22 protein-coding genes, 2 tRNA genes and 1 rRNA gene are annotated in these 25,987 nt (G+C 67.4%); 9 read left to right on the forward strand and 16 right to left on the reverse strand.

Annotated elements, in window-relative coordinates; translation table 11 throughout:
• Nucleotides 1-394: 394 nt before the first annotated feature.
• Genes LZD57_RS23155 through LZD57_RS23165 form a run of 3 tightly spaced genes read left to right on the forward strand, consistent with a single transcriptional unit; the run spans nt 395 to nt 2,742 of the window.
• Nucleotides 395-685 (forward strand): GIY-YIG nuclease family protein, encoded by a 291-nt coding sequence (locus LZD57_RS23155; RefSeq protein ID WP_233721963.1) that lies wholly within the window; start codon nt 395-397, stop codon nt 683-685.
• A 28-nt stretch (nt 686-713) separates the two neighbouring features.
• A complete protein-coding gene (locus tag LZD57_RS23160) occupies nt 714-1,742 on the forward strand; it encodes an ABC transporter ATP-binding protein (RefSeq protein ID WP_233721964.1) in 1,029 nt (342 codons plus the stop codon).
• A complete protein-coding gene (locus LZD57_RS23165; protein WP_233721965.1) occupies nt 1,735-2,742 on the forward strand; it encodes an ABC transporter ATP-binding protein in 1,008 nt (335 codons plus the stop codon). The genes LZD57_RS23160 and LZD57_RS23165 overlap by 8 nt, the downstream gene beginning before the upstream one ends.
• A gap of 63 nt (nt 2,743-2,805) precedes the next feature.
• On the opposite strand, the gene LZD57_RS23170 is transcribed toward LZD57_RS23165, so the two are convergent.
• A tRNA-Gly gene (locus LZD57_RS23170) sits at nt 2,806-2,880 on the reverse strand.
• 256 nt (nt 2,881-3,136) lie between these two features.
• On the opposite strand from LZD57_RS23170, the gene LZD57_RS23175 reads away from it, so the two are divergent.
• Complete coding sequence (locus LZD57_RS23175) at nt 3,137-4,816, forward strand: B12-binding domain-containing radical SAM protein (RefSeq protein ID WP_233721966.1); 1,680 nt, start codon at nt 3,137-3,139, stop codon at nt 4,814-4,816.
• Between the two features lie 116 nt (nt 4,817-4,932).
• Here the strand turns inward: LZD57_RS23175 and eda are convergent, their stop codons facing one another.
• The 5 genes from eda to LZD57_RS23200 form a co-directional block, all read right to left on the reverse strand.
• Nucleotides 4,933-5,577 carry a bifunctional 4-hydroxy-2-oxoglutarate aldolase/2-dehydro-3-deoxy-phosphogluconate aldolase gene (gene eda / locus LZD57_RS23180; protein ID WP_233721967.1) on the reverse strand — a complete coding sequence of 215 codons (645 nt, stop codon included), beginning with the start codon at nt 5,575-5,577 and terminating at the stop codon, nt 4,933-4,935.
• 134 nt (nt 5,578-5,711) lie between these two features.
• The gene (locus tag LZD57_RS23185; protein ID WP_233721968.1) at nt 5,712-6,824 is read right to left on the reverse strand and encodes a cell wall hydrolase; all 1,113 of its coding nucleotides are present in this window, start codon (nt 6,822-6,824) and stop codon (nt 5,712-5,714) included.
• A gap of 176 nt (nt 6,825-7,000) precedes the next feature.
• Nucleotides 7,001-8,464, reverse strand: coding sequence for a ribosome biogenesis GTPase Der (gene der, locus LZD57_RS23190; RefSeq protein ID WP_233721969.1), 1,464 nt, complete (start codon nt 8,462-8,464; stop codon nt 7,001-7,003).
• 44 nt (nt 8,465-8,508) lie between these two features.
• Nucleotides 8,509-9,774: a tetratricopeptide repeat protein gene (locus LZD57_RS23195; RefSeq protein ID WP_233721970.1), complete on the reverse strand. Its 1,266-nt coding sequence runs from the start codon at nt 9,772-9,774 to the stop codon at nt 8,509-8,511.
• Between the two features lie 113 nt (nt 9,775-9,887).
• Nucleotides 9,888-10,460, reverse strand: coding sequence for an NnrU family protein (locus LZD57_RS23200; RefSeq protein WP_233721971.1), 573 nt, complete (start codon nt 10,458-10,460; stop codon nt 9,888-9,890).
• Nucleotides 10,461-10,612: 152 nt separating this feature from the next.
• Between LZD57_RS23200 and LZD57_RS23205 the strand changes: the two genes are divergently transcribed.
• Nucleotides 10,613-11,023 carry an MAPEG family protein gene (locus tag LZD57_RS23205; protein WP_233721972.1) on the forward strand — a complete coding sequence of 137 codons (411 nt, stop codon included), beginning with the start codon at nt 10,613-10,615 and terminating at the stop codon, nt 11,021-11,023.
• A 40-nt stretch (nt 11,024-11,063) separates the two neighbouring features.
• On the opposite strand, the gene LZD57_RS23210 is transcribed toward LZD57_RS23205, so the two are convergent.
• The 5 genes from LZD57_RS23210 to LZD57_RS23230 form a co-directional block, all read right to left on the reverse strand.
• Complete coding sequence (locus LZD57_RS23210; RefSeq protein WP_338034733.1) at nt 11,064-11,390, reverse strand: DUF5615 family PIN-like protein; 327 nt, start codon at nt 11,388-11,390, stop codon at nt 11,064-11,066.
• Nucleotides 11,369-11,617, reverse strand: coding sequence for a DUF433 domain-containing protein (locus tag LZD57_RS23215; protein ID WP_233721973.1), 249 nt, complete (start codon nt 11,615-11,617; stop codon nt 11,369-11,371). Before LZD57_RS23215 ends, LZD57_RS23210 begins: the two co-directional genes overlap by 22 nt.
• Before the next feature lie 97 nt (nt 11,618-11,714).
• Nucleotides 11,715-13,820 carry a molybdopterin oxidoreductase family protein gene (locus tag LZD57_RS23220; protein WP_233721974.1) on the reverse strand — a complete coding sequence of 702 codons (2,106 nt, stop codon included), beginning with the start codon at nt 13,818-13,820 and terminating at the stop codon, nt 11,715-11,717.
• Nucleotides 13,821-13,999: 179 nt separating this feature from the next.
• Nucleotides 14,000-15,772 carry a CHASE2 domain-containing protein gene (locus tag LZD57_RS23225; protein ID WP_233721975.1) on the reverse strand — a complete coding sequence of 591 codons (1,773 nt, stop codon included), beginning with the start codon at nt 15,770-15,772 and terminating at the stop codon, nt 14,000-14,002.
• Nucleotides 15,773-15,950: 178 nt separating this feature from the next.
• The gene (locus tag LZD57_RS23230; RefSeq protein ID WP_233721976.1) at nt 15,951-16,508 is read right to left on the reverse strand and encodes a FecR domain-containing protein; all 558 of its coding nucleotides are present in this window, start codon (nt 16,506-16,508) and stop codon (nt 15,951-15,953) included.
• Between the two features lie 326 nt (nt 16,509-16,834).
• Between LZD57_RS23230 and LZD57_RS23235 the strand changes: the two genes are divergently transcribed.
• Nucleotides 16,835-18,373: an undecaprenyl-phosphate glucose phosphotransferase gene (locus LZD57_RS23235; RefSeq protein ID WP_233721977.1), complete on the forward strand. Its 1,539-nt coding sequence runs from the start codon at nt 16,835-16,837 to the stop codon at nt 18,371-18,373.
• Between the two features lie 167 nt (nt 18,374-18,540).
• On the forward strand, nt 18,541-18,741 hold the full coding sequence (locus LZD57_RS23240; RefSeq protein ID WP_233721978.1) for a hypothetical protein: 201 nt from the start codon (nt 18,541-18,543) through the stop codon (nt 18,739-18,741).
• A gap of 87 nt (nt 18,742-18,828) precedes the next feature.
• Here the strand turns inward: LZD57_RS23240 and dusA are convergent, their stop codons facing one another.
• The gene (gene dusA / locus LZD57_RS23245) at nt 18,829-19,839 is read right to left on the reverse strand and encodes a tRNA dihydrouridine(20/20a) synthase DusA (RefSeq protein ID WP_338034732.1); all 1,011 of its coding nucleotides are present in this window, start codon (nt 19,837-19,839) and stop codon (nt 18,829-18,831) included.
• 519 nt (nt 19,840-20,358) lie between these two features.
• Here dusA and LZD57_RS23250 point away from each other — a divergent pair.
• Together LZD57_RS23250 and LZD57_RS23255 are read left to right on the forward strand one after the other, a co-directional pair.
• Nucleotides 20,359-20,434: transfer RNA gene (locus LZD57_RS23250), tRNA-Ile, on the forward strand.
• A 581-nt stretch (nt 20,435-21,015) separates the two neighbouring features.
• A complete protein-coding gene (locus tag LZD57_RS23255; protein ID WP_233721979.1) occupies nt 21,016-22,443 on the forward strand; it encodes a diguanylate cyclase domain-containing protein in 1,428 nt (475 codons plus the stop codon).
• 117 nt (nt 22,444-22,560) lie between these two features.
• On the opposite strand, the gene fixJ is transcribed toward LZD57_RS23255, so the two are convergent.
• The 4 genes from fixJ to rrf form a co-directional block, all read right to left on the reverse strand.
• Nucleotides 22,561-23,184: a response regulator FixJ gene (gene fixJ, locus LZD57_RS23260; RefSeq protein ID WP_233721980.1), complete on the reverse strand. Its 624-nt coding sequence runs from the start codon at nt 23,182-23,184 to the stop codon at nt 22,561-22,563.
• On the reverse strand, nt 23,171-24,820 hold the full coding sequence (locus LZD57_RS23265) for a PAS domain-containing sensor histidine kinase (protein WP_233721981.1): 1,650 nt from the start codon (nt 24,818-24,820) through the stop codon (nt 23,171-23,173). The genes fixJ and LZD57_RS23265 overlap by 14 nt, the downstream gene beginning before the upstream one ends.
• A 175-nt stretch (nt 24,821-24,995) precedes the next feature.
• Complete coding sequence (locus LZD57_RS23270) at nt 24,996-25,421, reverse strand: hypothetical protein (RefSeq protein WP_233721982.1); 426 nt, start codon at nt 25,419-25,421, stop codon at nt 24,996-24,998.
• Nucleotides 25,422-25,670: 249 nt separating this feature from the next.
• Nucleotides 25,671-25,785 (reverse strand): 5S ribosomal RNA (rrf, locus tag LZD57_RS23275).
• Nucleotides 25,786-25,987 lie beyond the last annotated feature (202 nt).

Raw genomic sequence — 25,987 nt, forward strand, 5'->3', positions numbered from 1 at the left:
ACTGTTCAGGTTGAACGAGCGAAGCGGGAAGGGACCAGGCCATGCCACGATCTCCCGAAGGGCGATCCGGATCCCGTCGGTCTCCTTCCCGCACCCTTCATACACCAAGCCAAACACACAGGATCCCGGGTCAAGCCCGGGATGACGACGGTGGGAGGGCCACGCGCCCTCTCCGGAGACGTCGCCAGAGACGGATCCGCGACGCGTCGCACGGCACTCACGCGTCCGGACTTGCTGCCGACATCACCCCCTCGTCATCCCGGCCTCCGAGCCGGGATCCATTCCAAATCGCCGACGCCAGCGACTGCGTTGACGACGATGCGCACCCGCTTGACCATTGGAGGTGGAGTCCGCGCAAAGCCCGACATGATGACCGTGGGAAGGAGCCTCGCGCTTGGCTGGTCACGTCTACATCATGGCCAACAAGAAGCGCGGGACGCTCCATGTCGGCGTCACGGGCGATCTGTCGCAGCGGGTCTACGAACACAAGACGCACGCCTTTCCAAACAGCTTCACTGCGAAATTCAACTGCACGCGGCTCGTCTGGTACGAGGACCATTACGACTTCCGCGATGCCATCACGCGGGAGAAGTCGATCAAACGATGGCGCCGCGAATGGAAGATCGAGCTGATCGAGACGATGAATCCCGAATGGAACGAACTTTATCGAGGCATCGGATGGTAGTGCGCCGCGCCCAATCCGAGACGTCACGATGAGCGATACGACTACCCCCCTCCTCGCTTTGTCCGACTACGCGATCCGCTTTTCCACCCCCGATGGTACGGTGAAGGCCGTCAACGGCCTCGATCTGTCGGTCGGGCGCGGGGAGACGGTCGCGGTGGTGGGCGAATCCGGGTCTGGAAAGAGCCAGACCTTCAACGGCGTCTTCGGGCTTCTCGCCGGCAACGCCGAAACCGCCGGGGAGGCCCGATTCGAGGGACGCGACCTCCTGAAGCTGTCGCCACGCGAGCTCGACGCCGTCCGCGGCGCGGACATGGCGATGGTCTTCCAGGACCCGATGACGGCGCTCAATCCGGCGATGAAGATCAAGCACCAGCTGTCGGAGACGCTCAAGGTCCACAAGGGGCTGAAGCGCCGCGAGGCCGAGGCGCAGGCGCTGGCGATGCTGAAGAAGGTCGGCATTCCGGAGGCCGAGCGGCGCATCGAGCAGTATCCGCACCAGCTTTCGGGCGGGATGCGCCAGCGCGTGGTCATCGCCATGGCGCTTCTGTGCCGGCCGAAGCTGATCGTCGCCGACGAGCCGACGACGGCCCTCGACGTCACCATTCAGGCGCAGATCCTCGATCTCTTCCGCGACCTGACGAGCGACGCCGGCACCGCGCTCGTCCTCATCACCCACGATCTCGGCGTCGTCGCCGGCGTCGCCGACAAGGTCGTCGTGATGTATGCCGGCCGGATCGTCGAGGAGGCGCCGGTCGAAGCGCTCTTTACCCGGCCGGCCATGCCCTATACCGCCGCCCTCATCCGCTCCATCCCGCGGGTCGATCGCGACGCCGAGGCGGTGGAGCCGATCGGCGGGCGACCGCCGGATCTCATCCATCCGCCGGCGGGCTGCCCCTTCCATCCGCGCTGCCGCTTCGCCGAGGACGCATGTCGCCGCGAGCGGCCGCCGCTCGCCGAGATCGAGCCCGGCCGCCGGGCAGCATGCTGGTTTCCCTTCGTCGACGCGACCTCCGCGACCGCACACGGCACACCATCCCCGGAGGCGCTCGATGGCTGAGACATTGCTTTCGGTGGAACATCTTTCCACCGTCTTCTCGCTGCGCGGCCGCTCGCTGTTTGCGCCGAACGTCGACCTCAAGGCGGTCAGCGACGTCTCCTTCCACCTGGAAAAGGGAGAGACGCTCGGCATCGTCGGCGAATCGGGATGCGGAAAGTCGACCCTCGGTCGCTCGATCCTGCGGCTGATCGAGCCGACGGAGGGCCGCGTCGTCTGGCAGGAGCGCAGCCTCACCGACCTGTCGGACGCCGAGATGCGCAAGGCGCGGCGGGACCTTTCGATCATTTTCCAGGATCCGGTCGCCTCGCTCGACCCGCGGATGAATGTCGGCCAGATCATCGCCGAGCCGCTGAAGGTCGCCGAGCCAGCATTGTCGCGCAAGGAACGCCGCCAGCGAGTGGAAAAGGTGATGGAGGAGGTCGGCCTCGCGCCGGAGATGATCAATCGCTATCCGCACGAATTCTCCGGCGGGCAGGCCCAGCGCATCGGCATCGCCAGGGCCATCGTGACCGAGCCCAAGCTGATCGTCTGCGACGAACCGGTCTCGGCTCTCGACGTCTCGATCCAGGCGCAGATCGTCAATCTTCTGAAGGCGCTGAAAGAGCGGATGGGGCTGACGCTGATCTTCATCAGCCACGACCTGTCGGTCGTGCGCCTCGTCTCGGACCGGATCCTCGTCCTTTATCTCGGCCGGGTCGTCGAGATCGGGCCGCGCCGCGAGGTGTTCACCAATCCCGGCCATCCCTACACGAGGGCGCTGCTCGCCGCCGCGCCGATCCCCGATCCGAAGATCGCCCGCTCGCGCGAAAAGACCCCGCTCAAGGGCGATCCGCCCTCGCCGATCGATCCGCCGTCGGGCTGCGCCTTCCGCACCCGCTGCCCGATCGCGCGGGACGTCTGCGCCGAGGAACGGCCGCCACTGGCCGAAATCGGCGCCGGTCACCGCGCCGCGTGCCTGTTCTGGGAAGAGGTGCGGAGCGATCCGGCCGTCGCGGGTTGACGCGCCACTGCCGAACCCTCGCATCGCGAGGACGGCGAAGCGCCGGCGAAGACTTGGAAAAGCTGGAGCGGGCGATGGGGATCGAACCCACGACATCAAGCTTGGGAAGCTTGCGTTCTACCACTGAACTACACCCGCAGCGCCGCGGACATTGCCGCCGCGCCGGACGCCCGTCAAGCGAATTTCGCGAACCAGCCGCCCGTTTGCCGCCGCCCGGCCTCCGCAGCGCCGAAACAGGCTGATGCCGGGAACAGTCCGACCGAGCGGTCCAGGCTCGCAAGCCCGCCGCGGCGGGCGCGCGGCCCCCCCCCAGCCCAGCGACAGCAACGCGGCCTAAAAGGCCACAGAGCCAGCGTCGCGGGCCTGCCCGCAGCCGAAAAGCGAGCATCCGGTCTTGAAGAAAATCCTGTTCGTCATCCCGCCTTACTTCAACGCTGCGGACTATCTCGATCCGTCGCGGGCGACGGTGCTCCCGGCCTTCACGGTTCCCTACGGGATCCTGTCGATGGAAGCCTATCTGACGAAGCACTGCCAGAATCTCGGCGGCTTGCGGCTCATCGACTTCAACGTGACCCTCAAGCGGCTGGTCGACGAGCGCTCGGCCGCATCGCACGAGGCGGTGTTTCGGGCCGAACTTCAGGCGATTCTGAAAGAGTTCGAGCCGGACTTCGTCGGCATCTCGGCGCTGTTCAATTCGTCCTTCGGCTACATCCAGTCGCTGGCCGAAGCGGTGAAGGACGTCGACCCGGAAATCGTCACGCTCGCCGGCGGCGGCCTGCCTTCCGCCGCCTTCAAGGTGCTGCTCGAACAGTGTCCGGACCTCGACGCCGTGTGCAAGGGCGAAGGCGAGCTTCCGCTGAAGGACCTGATCGATTCCGCCGACCCCTGGGCCGTCCTTTCCGGCCACCGTTCGTGGGTCACGCACCGCAGCGCGGCCAAGGGCAAGATGCCGGGCCACAGCTTCATCGCCGACCTCGACGACATCCCGCCGATGAACTACGCGATGCTCGATCTCGACAACTACAACAACCGCGGCATCGACAAGCGCTACACCCACCAGCCGAAACGGGAGATGGCGATCCACACCTCGCGCGGCTGCCCGTTCCTCTGCGTCTTCTGTTCGAACCCCTCGCTGCACGGCCGCGACGTCAGGGTCATGTCGGTGGAACGGGTCGTTTCCGACGTCGCCCGTATGCGCGACGAATTCGGCATGACGGTGCTGATGGTCGAGGACGACCATTTCTTCCACGACAAGGAGCGCGCCAAACGGCTGTTGGCGGAATTCGCCGAGCTCGGCATCCGCTGCGAGTTTCCGAACGGCGTCGCCGTCTACGCGATCGACGAGGAGGTGGCGGAGCTGTTCTCGCGGGCCGGCGTCTCGGCGGTGGCGCTGGCGGTGGAGTCGGGGTCCGACCACGTCCTCAACCACATCATCAAGAAGCCGCTGAAGAAGAAGCTGATCCGCCCGGCCGTCGAAGCGCTCAGGAAATTCGACGTGCGCTCGCACGTCTTCATCGTTCTCGGTCTGCCGGGCGAGCAGGACGAGCATCGCGAGGAGACCCTCGAGATGCTGATCGAGAACGGCTTCGACTGGGTCCACGTCTATCTGGCGATCCCGATCTTCGGCAGCCGGCTCTACGACATCTGCGTCGACAACGGCTATATCGAAAACACCGACAATGCCGATTTCGTCGTGACCAAGGCGGTGATCCGCGCGCCGGGCGTCGACCCGGAAAAGCTCGAAGCCTTCGCCTACGAGGCGCAGCTACGGGTGAATTTCGTCGAGAACCACGCGATCAAGATCGGCCGTCACGACATCGCGATCCCCTACATGAAGAACGTCGTCGCGAAATATCCCGACCACGCCTTCGGACATCTCTACCTTGCCGTCTGCCACCGGGCGCAAGGCGCCGGCCAAGAGGCGGTATCCCATGCGGCAACGGCGCTCGAGATCTTCGCGGCCAACGACTGGTGGCGATCCATGGCCGAGCGGCATGGGGTCGACTACATGGCGATCGCCGCCACCGCCGTCCCGCCCCTCGTCATCAGCGAGCAGGCGCGGCTGGCCTCCTGATCCGGCCGATGGTTTCTGCCGCGCAAACAGCGCGGAACGGTTGCAACCGGATCATATCCCGCCGCTGACGCAGGATACCGACGGGACGACGCCTGCCGCGGTCCCACCTCCTTCGATCAACGATCGGCCGTCAGGCCGGAGGCTTCCTCGGCGAGCGCGGTAATGGCCGCCCAGTCGCCGGCCGCGACCTTGTCCTTCGGCGCCAGCCACGAGCCGCCGACGCAAAGAACGTTCGGCAAGCCAAGGTAATCCTTGACGTTCTTCATCGAGATACCGCCGGTCGGGCAGAACTTGATCTGCGGGATGACCGGGGCGATCGACTTCAACAGCGCCGCGCCGCCGATCTGCTCGGCCGGGAAGAACTTGAGGATCTCGTAGCCTTCCTGCAGCATCGCCATCATCTCGCTCGGCGTCGCCGAGCCAGGCAGAAGCGGGACGTCGGAGCCCCGGGCCGCATCGAGGATCTCCACCGTCGCGCCGGGCGAGACGATGAACTCGGCCCCGGCCTTCTCGGCCTCGGCGAACTGCCGCGGCGTCAGGATGGTGCCGGCGCCGCAGACCATCTCCGGCACCTCGGCCTTGATCGCCCGGATCGCCTCGATCGCCGCCGGCGTCCGGAGCGTCACCTCGATCGAGCCGATGCCGCCGGCCACCAGCGCGCGCGCGAGCGAGACGCCCTCGGCCGCGCTGCCGACCGCCACCACGGGCACCACCGGCTGCGCCGTCAAGATGGCGAGTAGACGTTTCGTATCCTGGCTCATGGCACTGACGCGCTCCAAACATCGTGAATCGCGCGAAGGCTTAGACCATCGCGCGTCATGGTGGGAAGCGGGGCTGCGCAAAAAAGCAAAGGGCGCCCCGCGGCGCCCTGCTGTTCAGCTTCGGACGAAGCGGATCACAAACCGCCGTTGTAGGTGCGGTAGAAGATGTGCCGGCCGATCTTGTCGACCTTCTCCATCGCCCGCGCCCAGCGCGGCCGCACGTAGTTGGCGTGGTAGTGCGTCGCAGAGCCGACCTCTGCGATCCAGATCTCGCCGGTCGTCACCTTCTTGGCGATGTCCTCGGCCTCGGTGTAGGCGCCGGCGTCGCGGATCCTGTCCTTGTGGCCGTCGCAGGCGAAGGAGAACTGGCAGCGGTTGCGCCAGTTCTTGTTCTGATAGACGACGCCGCAGATGGTGTTCGGATAGGCCGGATTGCGCACCCGGTTGAGGATCACCTGGGCGACCGCCGCCTGACCTTGCGAGGATTCGCCCCGCGCCTCGAAATAGATGCCGTTGGCGAGGCAGGTCTGCTCGGACTCGCTCATCGCTTCCTTCGGCAGGGGCGTGGCGGCCCAGGCATGGTCGTCGTCGTCGATCGGCGGGATGAAGGCTTCCGGCTGGTCCTTCAGGACGCGCTCGAACATCGACGAGGCCCGGCCGGCGGTGCCGCCGTCGGCCGGCGCATAGCCGAGGGCTCCGGTGTCGTCGGAAGGCTTCAGCGAGGCGAGCATGACCTTGTCTTCCGCGGCCTGCCGGGTGTCCTTGCGCTTGTCGAATTTCGGCGGACCCATCAACTGGAAGCTCGCGGCGATGGCGACGGAGTCCCGCGTCGAGTCGGAAATCTTGGCGAAAGCGGTGCGGATGCGGGCTTCGCCGCCGGTGACGCGCGGACCGACGATGCCCTTGCCGTCGAAGATCGAACCGGCGGCAAGGCCGAAGCGGGACATCTCGTTCGCCGGGCGCTGGGCGACGACGCGGCCGGCCTTGCCGGCGCGCAGGACACGCCCTTCGTCGCCTTCGGCTACCATCGCCATGCGACGGGCGAGCATCTCCGCCGCCTTGCGCTCCGCGGTGACGCGCGCACCCTCTTCGGCGGAATAGGCGAGATCGACGGCCGACATCTGGCCGAGACGGTTCGGCACGAGGAAAGCGTGCGCCCGTCCCGCGACGTCCGGCCCGGCGACGAGACGGGTGATGTCCTGATGATCGATCGATGTGGTGCTCGCCCCCGCGAGCAGTGTCCCCATGATTGCGATCGTGACCGCCCGTCCGACGGTGCGATTGCCGCGACGTTGCCAGCGGCTCTTCGCCGCCTGCCCCTCAACCCCCATCAAGCCCCCGCTTGCGTGTTACAGTTTTCTCACAGATGCCGCTAAAACATCCCCCATTAACCTTGTCCAATGGTTAACAGAATTTGGTGATTTCAAGACGAGCGTCGCTTTTTGCCGGCATAAGGGTTTGCCGCCTTGCGAAGCGCCAGCCTGATCGGCACGCCCGGAAAATCGAAATCCTCCCGTAACCCATTGACGAGATAGCGCGTATAGGACGCGCCCAGTGCCTCCGGCCGGGCCGTCGAGATGACGAAGCTCGGTGGCCGCGACTTCACTTGTGTAATATACTTGATGTTAACGCGTCGTCCAGCCACCGCCGGCGGCGGATGTCTGGCAACCGCGCGTTCAAGCCATTGATTGAGCTTGGCCGTGCTGATTCGACGATTCCAGATCTCGTGGGTCTCGGCGACGGCCCGCATCAGCCGGTCGATCCCCTCGCCGGTCTCGCCGGAAACCGGCACCGCCTTGATGCCCCGCACCTGGGGCAGGAGCCGCTGGGTCTTCTCGTGCAGATCCTTCAGCAGCGCCTGGCGGTCTTCGATCAGATCCCACTTGTTGAAGGCGATCACCGGCGCCCGGCCCTCGCGCACGATCAGGTCGACGATCGACAGATCCTGCCGCTCGAAGGGGATCGTCACGTCGAAGACGATGACCACCACCTCGGCGAAGCGGATGGCCCGAAGGCCGTCGGCGACGGAAAGCTTCTCCAGCTTTTCCTGGATGCGCGCCTTGCGGCGCATGCCGGCGGTATCGAAGACCTTGATCTTGCGCCCCCGCCACTCCCATTCGACGGAAATGGAATCCCGGGTGATGCCGGCCTCGGGCCCGGTCAGAAGCCGGTCCTCGCCGAGGAAGCGGTTGATCAGCGTCGACTTGCCGGCATTCGGCCGCCCGACGATGGCGAGCCGCATCGGCTTGGTCTCGTCATAGGCTTCGATCGCCTCCTCGTCGCCGGCGAGATCGCCCGCTTCCAACGCATCGATCGCGGCCTGCGTCGGACCGCCTTCCGGCCCGTCGCCATCCTCGCGGGCTCCGCGCACAGCCCCTTGCGGCCGGAAAGCGCCACGGCCGAGCGTCTCGACCATGGCGTCGCGCAGTTCGGCCATGCCCTCGCCATGCTCGGCGGAGATCGGCACCGGCTCTCCGAGACCGACGGCGTAGGCGTCGAGAAGCCCGGCGTCGGAGCCCCGCGCCTCCGCCTTGTTGGCGACGAGGATCACCTTCCTGGCCGAGCGCCGCAAAAGTTCGGCGAAATCCTGATCCTGGGGCGTCAGGCCGGTCTTCACGTCGATCATGAAGAGACAGAGGTCCGCGGCCCTGATCGCCTCTTCGGTCTGGGCGCGCATACGGCCCTCGAGCGTATCCGCACCGGCCTCTTCGAGACCCGCCGTGTCGACGATCTCGAAGGCGAGATCCATCAGCCGCGCCTCGCCGAGCCGGCGGTCGCGGGTGACGCCCGGCTGGTCGTCGACGAGGGCGAGACGGCGGCCGACGAGGCGGTTGAACAGGGTCGACTTTCCGACGTTCGGTCGACCGATGATTGCGATGGTGACCATGTCGGTTGTCGCTCCTTCGTGAATAGGGACCGGCGACCCCCGGCTCAGTTGCCGGTCGCGGCGTCGGGCTGGGACGCCGGCGGGGCGCCTGTAGGCGTCTGCCCGGCGGCATCGTCGGCCGGAGCGGAAGAGCCGCCGTCCGCCGGAGCGGTCTCGGCGCCGGCTCCGGAATCCGCCGGCGCATCCACGGTCGGGGCCGGGCTCGTCGTCGCGGCCGGAGCCGCCTGATCGTCGGAAGCCGGTGAAGCCGGAGCCGTCGTCTCCGCGGGCCCGGTCGAAGAAGACGGCGCAGCGGGCGCAGTGCCGTTTGCCGTCCCCTCGCTCGGGGCCGAGCCGCCAGACCCGTCGGCGTTGGGCGCGGCGGTGGCCGGGGCAGATGAATCGCCAGACTGGGGAGCCGCCGGCGCGGCTTCTTGGCTCGGTGCGGCTTCGGCCGGCTCCGCGGGCGCCGGTGCTTCTTCGCCGCCCGCCTGGCCGAGACCGGTGGTCGGCATGGCGACACCGGAGGTGCCCGCTTCGCCGTCGCCAGCGGTCGTTTCTTGCCCTGACCCGCCATCGAGGAGGCCCGGCAGATCGACGGCACCGAGCCCGTTGTCGGCGCTGGCCGGCGGCGGCGTCGCCCCGCCCTCTGCCGGCGGCAGCGCGTTCGGGCCGGTGGCGCCGGAATTGATCAGATCGAGCAGGATCCGGGCACGGCCGGAAATGTCCGAGGGCGTTCCGGAATCGGTGACGAGCCCCTGCAACAACGGCTTGGCCGTCTCGGCGTCGCCGGCTTTCCAGGCCGCCAGCGCGATCGCCTCGCGCGCCGGGAAGCGCAGCGGATCGCTGTCGCCCGACAGCCGCTCCACCCGCTGGCGCACGTCGTCGAGGCTGCCGCTGTCGACCAGCACGTAGGCGGCGCGGATCGCCGCCATGTCGCGGAGGCCGCCCGGAACGTCGGAATCGTTCGCGACGGCGTCGTAGGCCGCGACCGCCTCTTCCGGCCTGCCGGCCTTGGCCTCGATGCCGCCGATCGACAGCCTCGCCAGCGCTGGATAGGCGCCGACGCCGTTGCCGGCGATGTCCTGCAGCGCCTCGATGGCGTCTTCGGACTTGCCCTCGTCGGCGAGCCGCATCGCCGCGGCATAGCGATCCCCGGCGGCGTTCGCCTGGTTGGTCTGATAGTGCTCATAGGCGACGACGCCGGCCGTGACGGCGATGACGGCGACCGCACCGCCGAGCAGCCAGGCGCCGAACCGCGTCCACACCGCCTTGACCCTGTCCTGGCGAAGCTCTTCGTCGACTTCCCTGAAAAAACTGTCGTCGCTCATCCGCTCGCTTTCCTCCTTTTCCGCCGCCGCGGCTTGCGAAGGGCCAGAGCGAGGGAAATCAACGCGTCTTCTAACGATTTTTCGCCGCGACGAAAGAGCGGAGCACGAAAGCGTCAGGCGAGCGGGGACACGCCGACGAGCCAGCGATGCAATCCGCCGAGGAAGGCGGCCGAGACGAGGAGGCCGGCGACGATTGCCGCCCCGTCGCCCTTGGCACTCGGCCTGCCGGTCAGAACCGGGCCGCCGCGTCCGAGGGCGTTCAGATAGTCGACGACCGCCCAGGCGAAGAGGGCCCCGAACAGGACGACGTCCGCCGTGCCGCCATTGGCGAGGAGATGGGCGAACGCCCAGACGGCGACGCCGAGCACCATCGGGTGGCGGACGGTCGTCTTGATGTGTCCCGCCGGCGCATAGGCGGCGGCGGCGAGGACGAAGGAGATCGGCACGAGGACGAGCGCCAGATGCGCGGCCCCGGCGAAGGGCCGGTAAAGAACGCCCTGCCCCGCCCGCGCCCAGCCGTAACCATAGACGACGAGGACGAGGCCGATGAGCGAGAGGAGCGAATAGCCCCCCTTGAAGCGGCCCTCGCCGAGGCGTCGCAGCGTCGCCTTGTATCCGCTCTCGGACACGATGCGGAACGAATGGATGCCGAGAAAGATGAAAAGTCCGATGATGAGTGTGGCCATTCCGCCCTTGCCCCGCCCGGCGCCACGACGCGCCGCCCAACCGCCGGCGCGGCCGCGATGGCTTCGCGACCTTTGCCTCCGTACGTTACACGGATAATACGTCTGCGGCGCCCGGAACGACGCGTCGCCGCGCAACGAGGGATGAAATAATCATGAACACCTTGGGTATCGCCGCCGTCGCGATCTATGCCGCAATGAACGGCGCCGTGCTCTTCTGGCTGGCCGTCCAGACCGGCCGGATCCGCCAGCGCGAAAAGGTGTTCATGGGCGACGGCGGCAATCCGCGGATGATCCGGGTCATGCGTGGCCACGCCAACGCCATCGAATTCATTCCCATCACGCTGATCGCGATGACGCTCGCGGCCCTCCTCGGCACGTCGGCGCCGATCATCCACCTTCTCGGCATCCTGCTCACCGCCGGCCGCGTCCTTCACGCCCTCCACTTCACCGCCGCCGACGCGCCGATGTGGCAGCGCATGGCCGGCACAAGCCTGTCGTTCCTGGCGATGGCGGGCGCCTCGCTGGCGGCGCTCGTGTCCGGGGTGATGGTTCTGGCGGGGTGAGATGGCCTCGAAGAGGCAACAACCGGCGTGAAGGCCGACGTCAAGTGATCGTCAGGACATAAAGATCGCCATCGGCGACGAATTCCTCGATCAGCCGGGCATTGTATCGCAGCTTGGCTTCGACGAGTTTGGTGGAACTGTTCCCAATTCTCAGCCAAACGACCTTGGGTGGCGGCCCATAGTGCGCGGCGAGTTCTGCGAAATCGGCATCCTGGGTCACGAGCACGAAGTCGTTGTCCCGGGCGAAAGTCCAAATCTCTTCGTCGGAGACGAGGTCCAGGCCTCTAAGGCGAGCCTGTGTCGAGTCGGGAAAGAGATCGTCAAGTCGTTCGCAGAGCTTGAAGCTCAGGTTCTGATCGAAAAACAGTTTCGTTCAGCGGCTGTGAGCGAATGACGTTCTCGGTCCGCCGCGTAGGCCAAAGCCGCCCGGATGTCCGCATCGCGCAATTCCGGGAAGTCGGAAATGATGTCTTCGTGGGACATACCCGCGGCGAGCGAGCCGAGAATGTCGGCCACCGCAATGCGCGTCCCGCGAATGGTGGGACGCCCGCCGCGCTTGTTGCGGTCGAGAGTGATCAGCGTTTCCGTAGCCATCTGTTCTCTCCGAGGGCGCTGCGGACTTCACGATAGCCGATTGATCGCGCGTCCAGAAGACGGTCGATTCCGAAACCACGCGGAGCGCAGCGCCGCTCTATCCGCGCAGCCAAACCCGGTTGTCGTGAAACGCCGCCCCGCCGAACGGCGCCACAGGGTCGGCGCCGGTGAGGACGTTGATGCCCTCGCCGTCGATGAAGTCGGAATTCGCCCAGAGCCCTTCGTGGACGAGGACGCCGGGCTTCACGGTCGCAGTGACCTGCAGAGCGAGGCGCAGCTCGCCGCGCCCATTGCCGATCGCCACGACGGCGCCGTCGGAGAGCCCCTCGCGCGCGGCGTCGTCCGGGTGGATCATCAGCACCGGCCCGCCTTCGCGCTGCCGCGAGCCGCCGGTTTCGGCGAAGGTGGAATTGAGGAACTGCCGCGCCGGCGAAGTCGCCAGACGGTAGGGATGGGCGGCGTCGGTCGTCTCGATCAGCGCGACATGGTCGGGGAAGGTCGGCAGCGCGCCATGCGGGCCCTGAGCCCCGAGACTCTCAGGCGGGCGGTTGGGCGCCATCGAGCCCGTCCAGTCGGGCTTGAAGCGGAATTTTCCGTCCGGCCAGGCGAAGCCGGCGAGGAAATGCGCGGTCTCGAAGTCCGGCTGCTTGTCGATCCAGCGGCCGGCCTTCAGCGCCTCGTAGCCCCCGGGCTGGCCGGCGGCCTTCAGCATGTTGTCGATCAGCTGGCGCTCGGTCAGGCCGAAGCCGGCACGGCCGGCGACGCCGAGGCGCTTCGCCAGTTCCTCGACGACGAAATGGTTGGTCCGGACCGTTGCGGGCGGATCGACCAGCTTTGCCCCCAGCACGATGTGGTTCTGGCCGCCGCCGCGATAGATGTCGTCGTGCTCGAGGAACATCGTCGCCGGAATGACGAGATCGGCGAGCTTCGCAGTGTCCGTCATGAACTGCTCGTGGACGGCGACGAAGAGATCGCCCCGCATCAGCCCCCGCTTCACCAGCCGCTGCTCCGGACAGACATTGGCCGGGTTGGTGTTCTGGATCAGCATCGCGGTCACCGGAGGCCCGCCCGACAGGGCCTCGCGGTCGCCAGTCAGCACCGCACCGATGCGCGACTGGTCGAGATGGCGGACCGACGGGTCGCGATGAGCCGTGCCCATGATCTCCGACTTGTCGAGACCGAAGATGTCGGAGTTGGAATGGAACGCCCCGCCGCCCTCGTGCCGCCAGTTGCCGAAGACCGCCGGCACGCTCATCGCCGCATGCATGGCGACGGCGCCGTTGCGCTGCCGGGTGAAACCGTAGCCGAGGCGGAAATACGTCCTCGGCGTCCGCCCGATCAGGGCCGCGAACGCCTCGATCTTGGCGACCGTCAGCCCGGTGATCGACGCCGCCCATTCCGGCGTGCGGGATTCGAGGTGCGCCTCCAGCCCCGCCGGGTCGTCGGTATGGCTGGCGAGATAGGCGCGGTCCGCCGTCCCGTCCCGGAACGCCACGTGCATCAGCGCGCAGGCCAGCGCGGCATCGGTGCCGGGGCGCAGTTTCAGAGCGAGATCGGCCTGCTTCATCGTGGCGTTGTCGTAGATGTCGACGACGACGATCTTCGCGCCGCGCTCCTTCCGCGCCCGCGCCGCATGGGTCATGACGTTGACCTGGGTCGCCACCGCATTGGTGCCCCAGATCACCACGCAGTCGGACTTGCCGATCTCGCGCGGATCGGCGCCGCGCATGGCACCGGCACCGGCGAACCAGCCGGTCCAGGCCATGTTGGTGCAGATGGAATCGAACTGGCCGGAATAGCGCTTGGCGTGCCGCAGCCGGTGGATGCCGTCGCGCTGCACGAGGCCCATCGTTCCGGCATAGTGATAGGGCCAGACAGCCTCGGAGCCGAAGGCCGCCTCCGCCGCCAGAAACTTCTCGGCAATGAGGTCCAGCGCATCGTCCCAGCCGATCTCGCGCCACTCGCCGGAGCCCTTTTCGCCAACGCGCTGAAGCGGCTTCAGCAATCTGTTCGCGTGATGGATGCGCTCGGCATAGCGGGCGACCTTGGCGCAGATGACGCCGGCCGTATAGTCGTTGTCGGCAGCGCCGCGCAGGCGGCCGATCTGGCCGCCCTCGAGAATTTCGACGTCGAGGGCGCAGGTCGACGGGCAGTCGTGCGGGCAGGCGCTGTGGCCGATGGTGATGGGAAGCGGCTTGTTCATCGCGCCATTGTAACGGCAATCGCCGCGGCGCGACAGAACCGGATTGTGCCGGGGACAGCCGCGTGTGTCACGGCGGCACCATCGCCGCAGTCGTCCCGCCAGCGCCGCGTCACGATCGAGACCCGCCGCTTTGGCTTCCTCGTCGCGAGGTGCCCTGGCACTGGCGCCCCCGCCAAGCGTTACTGCCAGAAACCGACCTTCATCGCTTCCCCGCGCCCCCGGATCGGCACCACCTCCCACCGGTCCGGCGGCTCCACGCCGGCGGTGTCTGCGACCTCCCACAAGGCGGCGGAGATCACGATGTCGGCGTGATGGGCCTTGCCGACCTCCATCAGCCGGCTGGCGACGTTGACGCTGTCGCCGGTGGCGGTGATGTGCTGGGCGTCGTCGTGGCCGAGGCGGGAGAGGACGACCGGGCCGTAATGGGCGCCGAGACGCACGCCCTGCAGCGCGGTCTCCGTCCGGCTTTCGGCGATCCAGCGGCGCACCGCCGCAATCACCCCGAGGCCGGCGCGAACCGCGTTCGTCGAATCCTGCGGGCTCGGCTCGGGCAGTCCGAAGACGACCATGGCGCCGTCGCCCATAAAGCTGAGAACCACGCCGCCGCGCGGCAGCAATTCCTCGACGACGAGACTGTGGAACTCCTTCAGGACGTCCCGGCTGCGCGCGGCCCCGAGCCGTTCGCTCATGCCGGTGAAGCCGGCGAGATCGATGAAGAGAACCGCGACGTTCCGTTCTTCCGGCACCGTCAGGTAATTCGGATGGCGGGCGAGATGGTCGGCCAGCGCCGGGGGCTGAAGGCGCCGCAGCGCCGCCTCGGTCGCCTTAAGGTTCCGGGATATCAGCCGCTCCCGCCGAAGCCGCAGGAAGGCGGCGAACGCGGCCGGCGGGACGACGGCTGCGACCGCCAGCATCGCGGCAAGCCAATAGCCGCTCGCCACGCCGACGAAGGTCGCTCCGAGCCAAGCGAGCAGTGCCGCGAGCGAAAGGACGAGCGCGATCGGCAGCGGCAGCAGCGCGATCGCGGCGACCGTCAGCAGGGTCAATGCGACGGCCGCCAAGGCGTCGGTCCGGCGGACGGCGCCATCGCGGATGAGCCCGGTTCCGTCGACGAGGTTTGCCGCCGCCGTCGCCAGAACCTCGACACCCGGCATCCGCGGATCGAAGGGCGTGGTGAAACTGTCGCCGATCGCCGTCGCCGTGACGCCGAGAAAGATCAACCGCCCGGCAAGCCGTTCGTCCGCCTTGCCGCCGACGAGACCCGCTGCGCCGACGGTCGCGATCGTCCCGGTCGGGCCGTAGAAGCGGATTGGCAGGTGCCAACCGATGTCGAGCCGCCGTGTCGCCGCGCCGATCCGGACGCTCTCGCCCGCGAGGGATGGCGGCGTCTTCGCGCCGAGCCCGGCCGCAGCGAGGACCATCGAGGGCTGCGGACCTTGCGGTGTCACGATGACGAGCGGCATCTGCCGCGGTGTGCCGCCGGCATCCGCCGCGACGTTGACGAGGCCGACCTTCGCACTCGCCGCGAAGATCGGCGCGGGCGCCAGAACCTCCTTGGCCACCGGGACGATCGAGGAGACGGTCTTGTCGAAGCTCGCGGCGGCCACGATCACCGAGGGCAGACCGGCCAGGGCCTTCGTGAGCGCCGCATCGTGCCGGTCTCCGGCCTCGCCTCCGGTCAAGAGAACGTCGATGGCGATGGCCTTCGCGCCGCTTTCGCCGATGGTGTCGACGATTTGCGCCAGCCGGCCGCGCGCCAGCGGATAGCCGCCCTCGGCCGCCACGGTCGCGTCGTCGATGGCGACGATGGCGATCCCCTCGGGCGGCGCCAGCGGCCCGGCGGCGATCATCCGCCAGTCGAGCGCGGCCGTTTCGATGCGGTCGACGACGCTGCCCTCGCCTCGAAGATGCATCCGCACGAGAAATCCGCTCCAGGCGAGAGCGAGGATCATCAGGGCGGCGGTCGAAAGCCAGGGCAGCCGATAAGTCCAACGGCTCTGCCGACGCGAGCTGGGGCTGGCGGAACGCGGCGAACTCATGCCGTACCGTTCAAGGCAAGCCCGAGGTACGGCGAAGTTGCTCGTCCGGAATGGCTGAAGCCTGGCGATCCCACCCCTGGCACGCCTTTCGCTACCGCCCGAAACGGGCCAGAAGGGCGTTCACCCGCGGTTGCGGCCACCTGCGAACGACGAGCGGTGCGCCGGGGCTGACGTCGACGCCCTCGCCAGGCCCGAGGAGGACGGCGGCCGCCCCTTCGCGGTGTGCGACCTCGACCTTGCCCTCGACGACGAAGACGGAGGTGACGCCCGCCTCGACGTCGACCACAAAGCGGGTTCCGCGCACCGTCGCGATGGCGTGCGGGGTCAGGACCTGGAAGAAATCGCGCGGCGATACCTCGATGAGAACGGCGCGCCCCTCGATATCGAGCCGGCTCTGCGGCTCCTCGGCGGTCAGCGCGGCGGCGGCTTCCCGTTCGATCACGAGCCCGTTGCCGCAGTCGAGAACCTGGCGTGGCGGGTCGTCACGGCTGACGGCCGTGCAGCCGGGCAAGGTCTGCGCCTGCGCCCCCACCGAGACGAGCGCGAGCGACGCCGGCAGGGCGAGCAGGAGGGCCACGGCCACGCACCGAACGACGGCTCGCGCCGCCGCCCGACTATGGGCTGAACGCCCAAGGGCAACCTCGTCCATGTGCTCGTCCTCCTTCCGGCGGAGCCCGCGATCGATCGTGCGGCGATGCGCGGGCGGATGGACCGTCTCCCCCTGTCCCATACGTCGAGAACGCGGCAGTGACCTGCGACACACTCCTCGCGCGGATGCCACGATCGAAGCGGCACGGCACGGCACGGCGCGGAGGCTTGCAATTTCTCTCGCCTCCTTACAGTGCAACGTTTTCTTAGCGGCTGGAAGTCATGATCGCCCAGCGGCAGCCGCAGGCGTTTCGGCGGCGGCTGAAGAAGAGCGTTCGCGCGGACCGTGATCTTCCGTCCGGCGGCGCCGAAGCCGGCGCGGGTCAGATGAACGAGCAAGTCCCCAACAGGTTCTATTCGCCGCGCTCGGCCGCGGGCTCCGGCGGCGCCGGCCCGGCCGCATCCGGCCCCGTCGAGCTGAACGCGCAGGCGCTCCAGGCCCTCGCCCATCTTCGAAACGACTTCATCAGCCCGCGCATGCTGTGCGGCCTGTGGCGGCTCGGCGAGGCCGTGCTGATCTTCCTCGTCGGGACCCTCGTCTGGGTCCTCCGAGCGGATCCCGCCCCCGATGGCGCCGTGACGTGGCTGGCGGCGGCGCTCGCCGGCTCGCTGGTCGCCAGCGCGATCCTCGCTTCGGCCCACGCCTATGAACTCGCCTTCCTGCGCAGGTCCGGCCTGCGGCTGTGGCGCATCGCGGCCGGTCTCGGGCTGTCCTTCGGCTTCGTCGCCGCCGGGCTCGCCTTTCTCCGTCCCTCCGGGCTGGACGGCGTTTCGATCCTCGCCTGGTATCTGTCCAGCCTGGCGCTCATCGTCGCGGCCCGGCTGATCCTCGGCGTGAACCTTCGCCGCTGGGCGCGCAACGGGCGGATGGAGCGGCGGGCGCTGATCGTCGGCGGCGGCAAGAACGCCGAGACCCTGATCCGCGGCCTCGAGCTGCAGCCGGGCAACGACATCCGCATCTGCGGCATCTTCGATGATCGCGACGATCGCCGCTCGCCGCCGCTCGTCGCCGGCTATCCGAAGCTCGGGACCATCGCCGAACTCGTCGAATTCGCCAGGCGCACCCGCATCGACATGCTGATCGTCACCCTGCCCCTTTCGGCGGAAGAGCGCCTGCTCACCCTGATGAAGCAGCTATGGGTGCTGCCGCTGGACATCCGCCTCGCCGCCCATGCCGGCGAGCTGAAGTTCCGTCCGCGCACCTATTCCTATGTCGGCGCGGTGCCGCTGATCGACGTCGTCGACCGCCCGCTCGCCGACTGGGACGGCATCGCCAAGCGCTGTCTCGACATCGTCGCGGCCTCGGTGGCGATCGTCCTTCTGTCACCGGTGATGATCGCGGCGGCCGTCGCCGTGCGGCTCGATTCCCCCGGCCCGGTGATCTTTCGCCAGAAGCGCCACGGCTTCAACAACCAGGCCGTCGAGATCTTCAAGTTCCGCTCGCTCCATCACGCGATGAGCGATCCCGAGGCCAGGCAGATCGTCACGAAGAACGACAAGCGCGTCACCCGCGTCGGCGCCTTCATCCGCAAGAGTTCGATCGACGAGCTGCCGCAGCTCTTCAACGTGCTGCGCGGCGATCTTTCGCTGGTCGGCCCGCGGCCCCATGCGATCCACGCCAAATCCAGCCGCGACGAGACCTTCACCGAAATCGTCGACGGCTATTTCGGCCGGCACAAGGTCAAGCCGGGCATCACCGGCTGGGCGCAGATCCACGGCTGGCGCGGCGAGATCGACGAACCGGAGAAGCTGATCAAACGGTTCGAATACGACCTCTACTACATCGAGAACTGGTCGCTGCTGCTCGACCTGTACGTTCTCGCCATGACACCGATCAGCCTGCTGCGGACCAAGGCGGCCTACTGACGCTTCGCAGGCCTACTCCCGCCGGTCCCGGCGCTGACGCCGACGACCTTGCGCGTGTCCCCCGTTCGCAGCATCGCGAAGGCGTCTCGTGCTTCCACTCTCCCGACAGTTCTCGCCGATGACGGCGGCCATCCGGCCCCCCGCGAGGACGAAGGGGAGCAGAAGAGATGGACCGCCGCCGCAGCCACGCCCACCGGTTCTTCCTGGCGGTCTTCCTCCTCGCCCAGGCGACCGGCTTCAACGGCGAAGGCGCAAGCGGCACGCGCCGGGCCATCGAGATCCTCGCCGGCCAGAAATCCGTCGCGCTGATCCCCCCGGTGCAGGCCGCCGTCGCGATCTACGGCGATACGCTGTCGGACTTCGACTGACCAGGGCCATCCGGCCATCGCCCGACCGCCCTCACGACGTCACATCGTCGCGCAATGCGGATGGCGGCAAAGGCGCCGCAGGCCCGGTCAGGCGGCCTCGCTCGCCGGCTCCAGCCGCACCTGCCGGAAGGCTTCGCGGATGAGGTCCGGCGAGGCGCCCGGCCGACTGGCCCCCTCGGAAAGGATCTGCCGCCAGCGGCGCGCGCCGGGCCGGCCCGAAAACAGCCCCGTCATGTGCCGTGTGACCTGCCCGACCTTGCCGCCGGCGGAAACGTGGCGCGTGGTATAGGCGACCATCGTCTCGATCAGCGCGTCATGGTCGAAGTCGGCTGAGGCCTCGCCGCAGAGCGCCGCGTCGACGCCGATCAGGACGTCCGGCGTCTGATAGGCGGCACGCCCGAACATGACGCCGTCCAGTCCCGAGGCTTCGGCGCTGGCCTGCTCGAGCGTCTTCAGCCCGCCGTTCAGCCCGACGAACATGGACCCCAGCCGCGCTTTCAGGCGACGGACGCGGTCGTAGTCGAGCGGCGGGATCTCGCGGTTCTCCTTGGGGCTGAGCCCGTCCAGCCAGGCTTTCCGCGCATGGACCCAAACGCCGGCGACGGCCGCGGAGACGGCCGCGTCGGCCAGGGCGTCGAGCGCTTCTTCGACGTCCTGCTCGTCGACGCCGAGCCGGCACTTCACCGTGACCGGCGTTTCGCCGGCTGCCGCGACCATCGCCGCGAGGCATTCGCCGACCAGCGCCGGCTCGCGCATCAGGCAGGCGCCGAAGGTGCCGGACTGGACCCGGTCGGACGGGCAGCCGACATTGAGGTTGATCTCGTCATAGCCGAAGTCGAGAGCGATCCGGGTGGCGCGGGCGAGCTTGTCCGGGTTCGAGCCGCCGAGCTGCAGCGCCACCGGATGCTCGGCGGCGTCATGTCCGAGCAGCCGATCGAGATCGCCGTGGAGCACTGCCTCGTCGACGATCATCTCGGTGAAAAGCTTCGCCCGGCGGCTGAGCTGGCGATGAAAGAACCGGCAATGCCGGTCCGTCCAGTCGATCATCGGTGCGACGGCGAAACGCGAAGTCTTTTCAAACGGGATGGTCTCGGACACGATGAAAACTCGACCGGCATGGGGCTTTAAAATCGCTCCGCGCGATCGGTTGGGCGGGCGGCGCATCCATCCCGCGTCCCGGCCATGACGGAGCCTCTCCAAAGGACCTATCGCGGAAACGGGGCGCGTTGCGCAAGCCCGAGGTGGGTTTTCCGCCCTTCCGTTCCAAGATCGTCGCGGCGCAGCGCCGGAAGAAACGGAACCGCGGCGGTCGCAGACCGGCACGCGGCCGGGGAAGGACACGAGGCGCGACCTCGCTCGCCCGCAGGTGTGGCGCAAACCGCTCGACGAGGCCTGCGTCGGCCGGAGGCCTGCGTCGGTCGATGGAAATCGGCCACATGGGCGCCCCCTCGCGTCGGCTGCGCCCAATCGCGCCGGCGCGCGCCGCAGACGGCACGGCGCCTCCGTCGCTTTTGTCTGGCGCTGGCCGGCAAGAACGGCTATCGGTTCGAAGTCGTCGATTCAGCCGCCCTCGTCAGCCGGACCGCGTGTCGTGCAATCGGTGGGTGCGCTCGCGACGGGCCTGTAGCTCAATGGTTAGAGCCGGCGGCTCATAACCGCTTGGTTGGGGGTTCGAGTCCCTCCGGGCCCACCATTCCCGTGAATTTCCAAAAGGTTACGGCATCAAGCGCCGTTGCTGCGCGCCAGACGATCGGAGGTTTTGTCACTCGATTTGGCCGGAGATGGAATGCGGCGTTGCCTCTCGACCGAGCCGGATCCTGAACCCCGCGGTGCGCCTTCCCCTCCCCGACCTCGCCTCGTCGCTTTCGATTTGCTGGTGCCCACGGAGACTACGGCGGCGGAGAAATGCGCAATCCTCTCCGGACCGCTCGTCCGGCCCGCAAAAACAGCCGATGGCTCCTGTCGATCTCTTGGGGAAGACGACTTCAGTGAGGCTGCCGGTCCTCTCGACCGTTCGTATTTCGCTTACCACCTCTTATTTTATTCGCCTTCTTTTCCCTTTTCTTATCTGACCGCTCAAAATCTTCCGCCACATAGACCGACCGCATCCAGACGCACCGCCCGGTGATTATACCGCACGATTATATTCATCATCTCATTTTTATTCCTGCGACGGCCAAGAGCTCCCCCGAATGCCCGCATGTAAGTCTTTGTAATCGAATTCGGCATATTGATATCGACGCTTGAACATCGGTGGTCGTCGTGTTTGACAGGTTGCTTCGTCTCAAACTGCTTCTCTTTCTATCGGTCACTGTCCTCCTCGCACTGATCGCCGCTGCGGTTGCATTTGCCTTTCAGTGGTCCGCCGCTCAGACGGACGTCCAATCCCGGCAGCGCGAGACGACGCTCATCCAGCAGCTGATCGAGATGCGGTTCGCTCAGATCACCGAGAACCAGCAGACCACCACCACCTGGGACGATGCGGTGAGGCACGCCGTCGACCCGCATGACCCGGACTGGTTCGATGCCAATTTCGGGATCTGGATGTATGCCTATTTCGGCTTCGATCGCACGTTCGTCCTCGATCGCGACGATCGTTCGATCTACGCGATGATGGCGGGACGCAGGGCGGAGCCCGGCGCCTATTTTTCCAATTCGGCCGTGGTCGGGCCCGTGGTTGCAGAGCTGCGGCGGCGCCGCGAGGCAGCCGACGGTGCGGACGGCGCCCCCACGGCCCTCAGACGGTTCGTCCTGCTGGAAAATCGGCCCGCCGTCGTCAGCGCTGCCGCGATCCTCTCCGACACGGGCGACCTTCCGCAGACGCCGGCACGGGAAGCCATGCACATCGCCGTCAAGTTCCTCGACGGCGGCTTTCTTGCCGGGCTCGACAGCGACTTTCTGATCCACGACGCGCGGTTTTCATGGACGAAAAGCATCGGGTCCGGCGAGGCGTCTTTTCCCCTGGCTTCGGACGGTGGGGCACCGGTGGGCTACCTCGTCTGGACGCTTCAGCAACCGGGAACCGAGATCCTCGATCAGATGGCGCCCGTCCTGAAACTCGCCGGTGCCGGCATCCTGTTGGTCGCCGGCTGCCTCCTGTCGTGGATCCACCAGACCACGCGGCGGCTTTTCGACTCGCGAGAGCAGATCGAGTACATGGCGCATCACGATGCACTCTCGGGCCTCGCCAACCGCTTCTGGTTCCAGCGGCAGCTCGAGGACATGATGCGGGACTTCAGGCGCACGGGTCAGAGCTTCGCCCTGCTCTTCATCGACCTCGACCGGTTCAAGGCGATCAACGACAGTCTCGGCCACCACGCCGGCGACGAGGTGATCCGTCAGGTCGGATCGAGACTCCGGGCACTCGTTCGAAAGGACGACGTGGTCGCCCGGCTGGGAGGTGACGAATTCGCCGTCCTGAGGGGCCGGGTCGCGGACCGGGTCGAGGTCGAGATCCTCGCACGGGTGATCGTCAAGGCCATGCGGAACGCCTTCGAGGTCGACCGCGAGAAGGTCTTCATCGGCGCTTCGATCGGGGCCTGCGTCACGAGCCCGGATCTGCTGACGGAGCTGGATCTCGTTCGTCGCGCAGACGTCGCCCTCTATGGCGTCAAGAGGGCCGGTCGGGACGGCTTCATGATCTTCGGCGACGTGAATGCCGATCTGGAGCCGAGCCGAACTCTGTCCAAGCAGGTTGCATGACCACGAGGCATGGCCTACAGCATCGGCCCGAAAATCGGAATCGATTTTCGGAAAGCACGATGCGTAGATTCAACGACTTAGAGCGTCCTTTGTGCGTCCGATTGGACGCACGGCGCTCTAGCGGCCATTCGCGCCGTCGACGCGCAGGACCATCCGGACGAGATCGGACAGGCTCGAGGCGGCCATCTTCTTCATCACATTGGCCCGGTGGACCTCGACGGTGCGGGCGCTGATCTCCAGATCATAGGCGATGGTCTTGTTCGGATGGCCGGCGATCAGCCCGTCGAGCACCTGACGTTCGCGGCCCGACAAGGAGGCGAGCCGGGCCGCGATAGCCTCCGCTTCCGCCTGTCGCCCCTCGCCCGCCTTGCCCTCCTTCAGTGCCGTGCGGACGGCGGCGAGCATCGCCTCGTCGTCGAAAGGCTTCTCGATGAAGTCGATGGCACCATCCTTCATCGCCTGGACGGCGAGCTGCACGTCGGCGTGACCGGTCATCACCACCACGGGCAGATGGGCGCCCTCGGCCTTCAGCCGCCGCTGCAGTTCCAGTCCGTCGATCCCCGGCATCCGGACGTCGCTGATCACGCAGCCGGGCTGCAGAGTGTCGATCGAAGCGAGAAGCGCCGAGCCGGATTCGTGCACCCGAACCGCAAATCCCGCCGTTGCCAGCAGGAAGGCGATCGAGTGGCGAACGCTCTCGTCGTCGTCGACCAGATGAACAACCGCATTATTCGCCGTCATCGAGCTCCTCCGATCGCAGATGTGGCAGGGTCAGGCGGAAAACCGTTCCGCCACCGGGATTGGGCTCGGTCCACAGACGTCCGCCATGGGCCTCGACGATGGTGCGCGAGATCGACAGGCCGACCCCCATGCCGCGTTCCTTGGAGGTGACGAAAGGCTGGAAGAGCTGGGCGGCGATCTCCGGCGCAATGCCGGTCCCGGTATCGGCGACGGCGATTTCGACCATGGCGCCGTCGAGAAGCTGGGTCGAAACAGTCAGATCGCGGCGCTCACCGCCCTGCATCGCCTCGATCGCGTTGCGCATGAGATTGAGAAGCACCTGCTGGACCTGGACCTTGTCGGCCATGACGTTGTCGGCGGCGGGATCGAGGGCGAAGCGAACCCGCACGCCGGTCTCCTTGGCGCCGAGCAGCGCCAGCGCATTCGCCTCCTCGATCAGCTTCGGGAGATTTTCGACCTGCCGCTCGCTCTCGCCGCGGGCGACGAACTCCCGCAGCCGGCGGATGATCTCTCCGGCCCGAAGGGCCTGCGCCGCCGCACGATCGACGGCGTCCCTGACGACCGGCAGCTGGTCGGGCTCGCCACCGTCGATCAGACGGCGCGCCCCGTTGAGATAGCTGGCGGCGGCCGTCAGCGGCTGGTTCAACTCGTGCGCCAGCGTCGATGCCATCTCACCCAGTGCGGTGAAGCGCGACATGTGGGTCAGCTCCGCCTGCAGCTCCTGCAGCCGGCGCTGCGTCTCCTGGCGCTCGGTCAGGTCCCGAATGAAGCCGGTGAAGAACCGGTGCCGCGGCGAATTCATCTCGCCGACCGAGAGCTCCATCGGAAAGGTCGAGCCGTCCTTGCGCGCTCCGACGACGACCCGGCCGATGCCGATGATCCGTCGCTCGCCGGTCTTCAGATACCGCGACAGGTAGCGGTCGTGCTGCTCGCGATAGGGGGACGGCATCAGGAGACTGACGTTCCGGCCGATCGCCTCCTCGGCGGTGTAGCCGAAGAGCCGCTCGGCGGTCGCGCTGAACGACTGCATCACGCCGTCGACGTCGATGACGACCATCGCGTCCGGAACGGTGTCGAGCACCGACTGCAGCCGCGCCTCGCGTTCGGAAAGCTCGGTGAGGGCAAGCTTGGCCGGCGTGATGTCGCGGACGATCTTCGAGGCGCCGAGAAGCCGCCCGACATGATCGTGGATCGGGGCGAGCGTCAGCGAAACTTCGACGACGGTGCCGTCGCGGCGAAGCCGTCGGGTTTCATGACGCTCGACGCGCTCGCCCCGCGCGATCCGCTCCAGGAGGAAGTCGACGTCCGCTTGCCGATCCGCCGGCATCAGCGTGCCGAGCGGCTGGCCGAGCGCCTCGTCGGCGGAGTGACCGTAGATTTCTTCCGCACCCGGGCTCCAATGGGTCACGACGCCTTCCGGCGACAAGCCGACGACCGCAACGTCGGCGGAGACGACGACGGCGGCGAGATGCCCGACCCCGAGGACGATTCCCCGCACGGTGACGGAGCCCCTCTCGTCCTGCGAACGCCGCCCGCAGAACCGGACGGGATGCCCGCCCGGCTCGGCCGCCCCGGCGCGAACCGTCAGGTCGATCGGCTGATCCTCTTCGAGCGCGCGCCGCAAGGCTCCCATCATGGCCCGACGATCCCCGGGGGGCAGCAGAGCCAGAAAATCGGTCGAAGCGACCGTCGCGGCCTCGACCGCAAGATGGCGGGCGGCGATCCGGGAAAGCGTCAGGACATCGGACCCGGGTTCCCAACACCATGTGCCGACAGCGGCAGCCTCGAGGGACAGCCGAACCGCCTCGACGTCATCCATCGCACCGTGAAAAGAAGCGTCCGGGGTCATCAGCGGCCGGAATTTCTGCGTATCCAGGAAGCCCGCCGAAGCGACGGGCGGAAATCGGTTCGCCGAACTTAGACATGCCGACGACCGGATCACAAGTCGCGAAATGCCGGGTCCGATCTCGACCGGCAACGGCCAATCCACCTTCCCCAAGGACAGGCGGTTCACCCCGCCCCCGGAGCCTCGGCGACACCCTCCCCGAACGGACCAAGACCGTCGCCGACTCAAGGCGCTCGGGGAACGCCGAGGCGAAGAAACCGAGCGAGCGTCGGTCGACAGCCTTTCCAGCAGCAAAGGAAAAGGCGCAGCGATTCTCGCCCAGCTCGTCGGCGGCGAAGCCACCGGAGATGACGGGCTCCCAGATATGCCGGGTGTCGACGAAGAAGCGCATTACGATACCGCTGCCAACCGGGATTCGCATGGACCGTCCCACGGTATCACGGGGCGCCATCATGGTGTCCCCGACGACCTGTTACGTTCGGACCTGCCACTGGAACGGGCCGAAGGCCACCGCCGTCGGAACTCGGCCGGAGCTGGTCGAACATTGCCCCCCCCGAACGCAAGAACGCCCCGCCGGTTGGGACCGGGCGGGGCGTTTGAGATTTATGGTGTGAAGAACGGCATGTTTTGCGATTGGCAGACCTGGCAGCGACCGACTTTCCCGCGTCTTGAGACGAAGTATCATGGGCGCTGGGGCGTTTCACGGCCGAGTTCGGAATGGGATCGGGTGCGGCCGCCCCGCTGTAACCACCAGGTCGGCCAATCGCAAAATCAGAGCTTTCGAGAAGCTTGCCTCAGGCGCCGGCGCGAGCATCCGCTCGCTTGGCTTTCCGTGCCATTCGGCACGACGCGCATTCGCGCTGGGGCTGTCCTCGCGACGTCCGCCCTGTCGGGCGGGCGCTCGGACGCGCCTTTTCCTGAAGCCTGGTCTTTCGTCTGGCTGCATGCAGCCTGTTT

It is taken from the genome of Jiella avicenniae (assembly GCF_021390325.1).
Taxonomy (GTDB): domain Bacteria; phylum Pseudomonadota; class Alphaproteobacteria; order Rhizobiales; family Rhizobiaceae; genus Jiella; species Jiella avicenniae.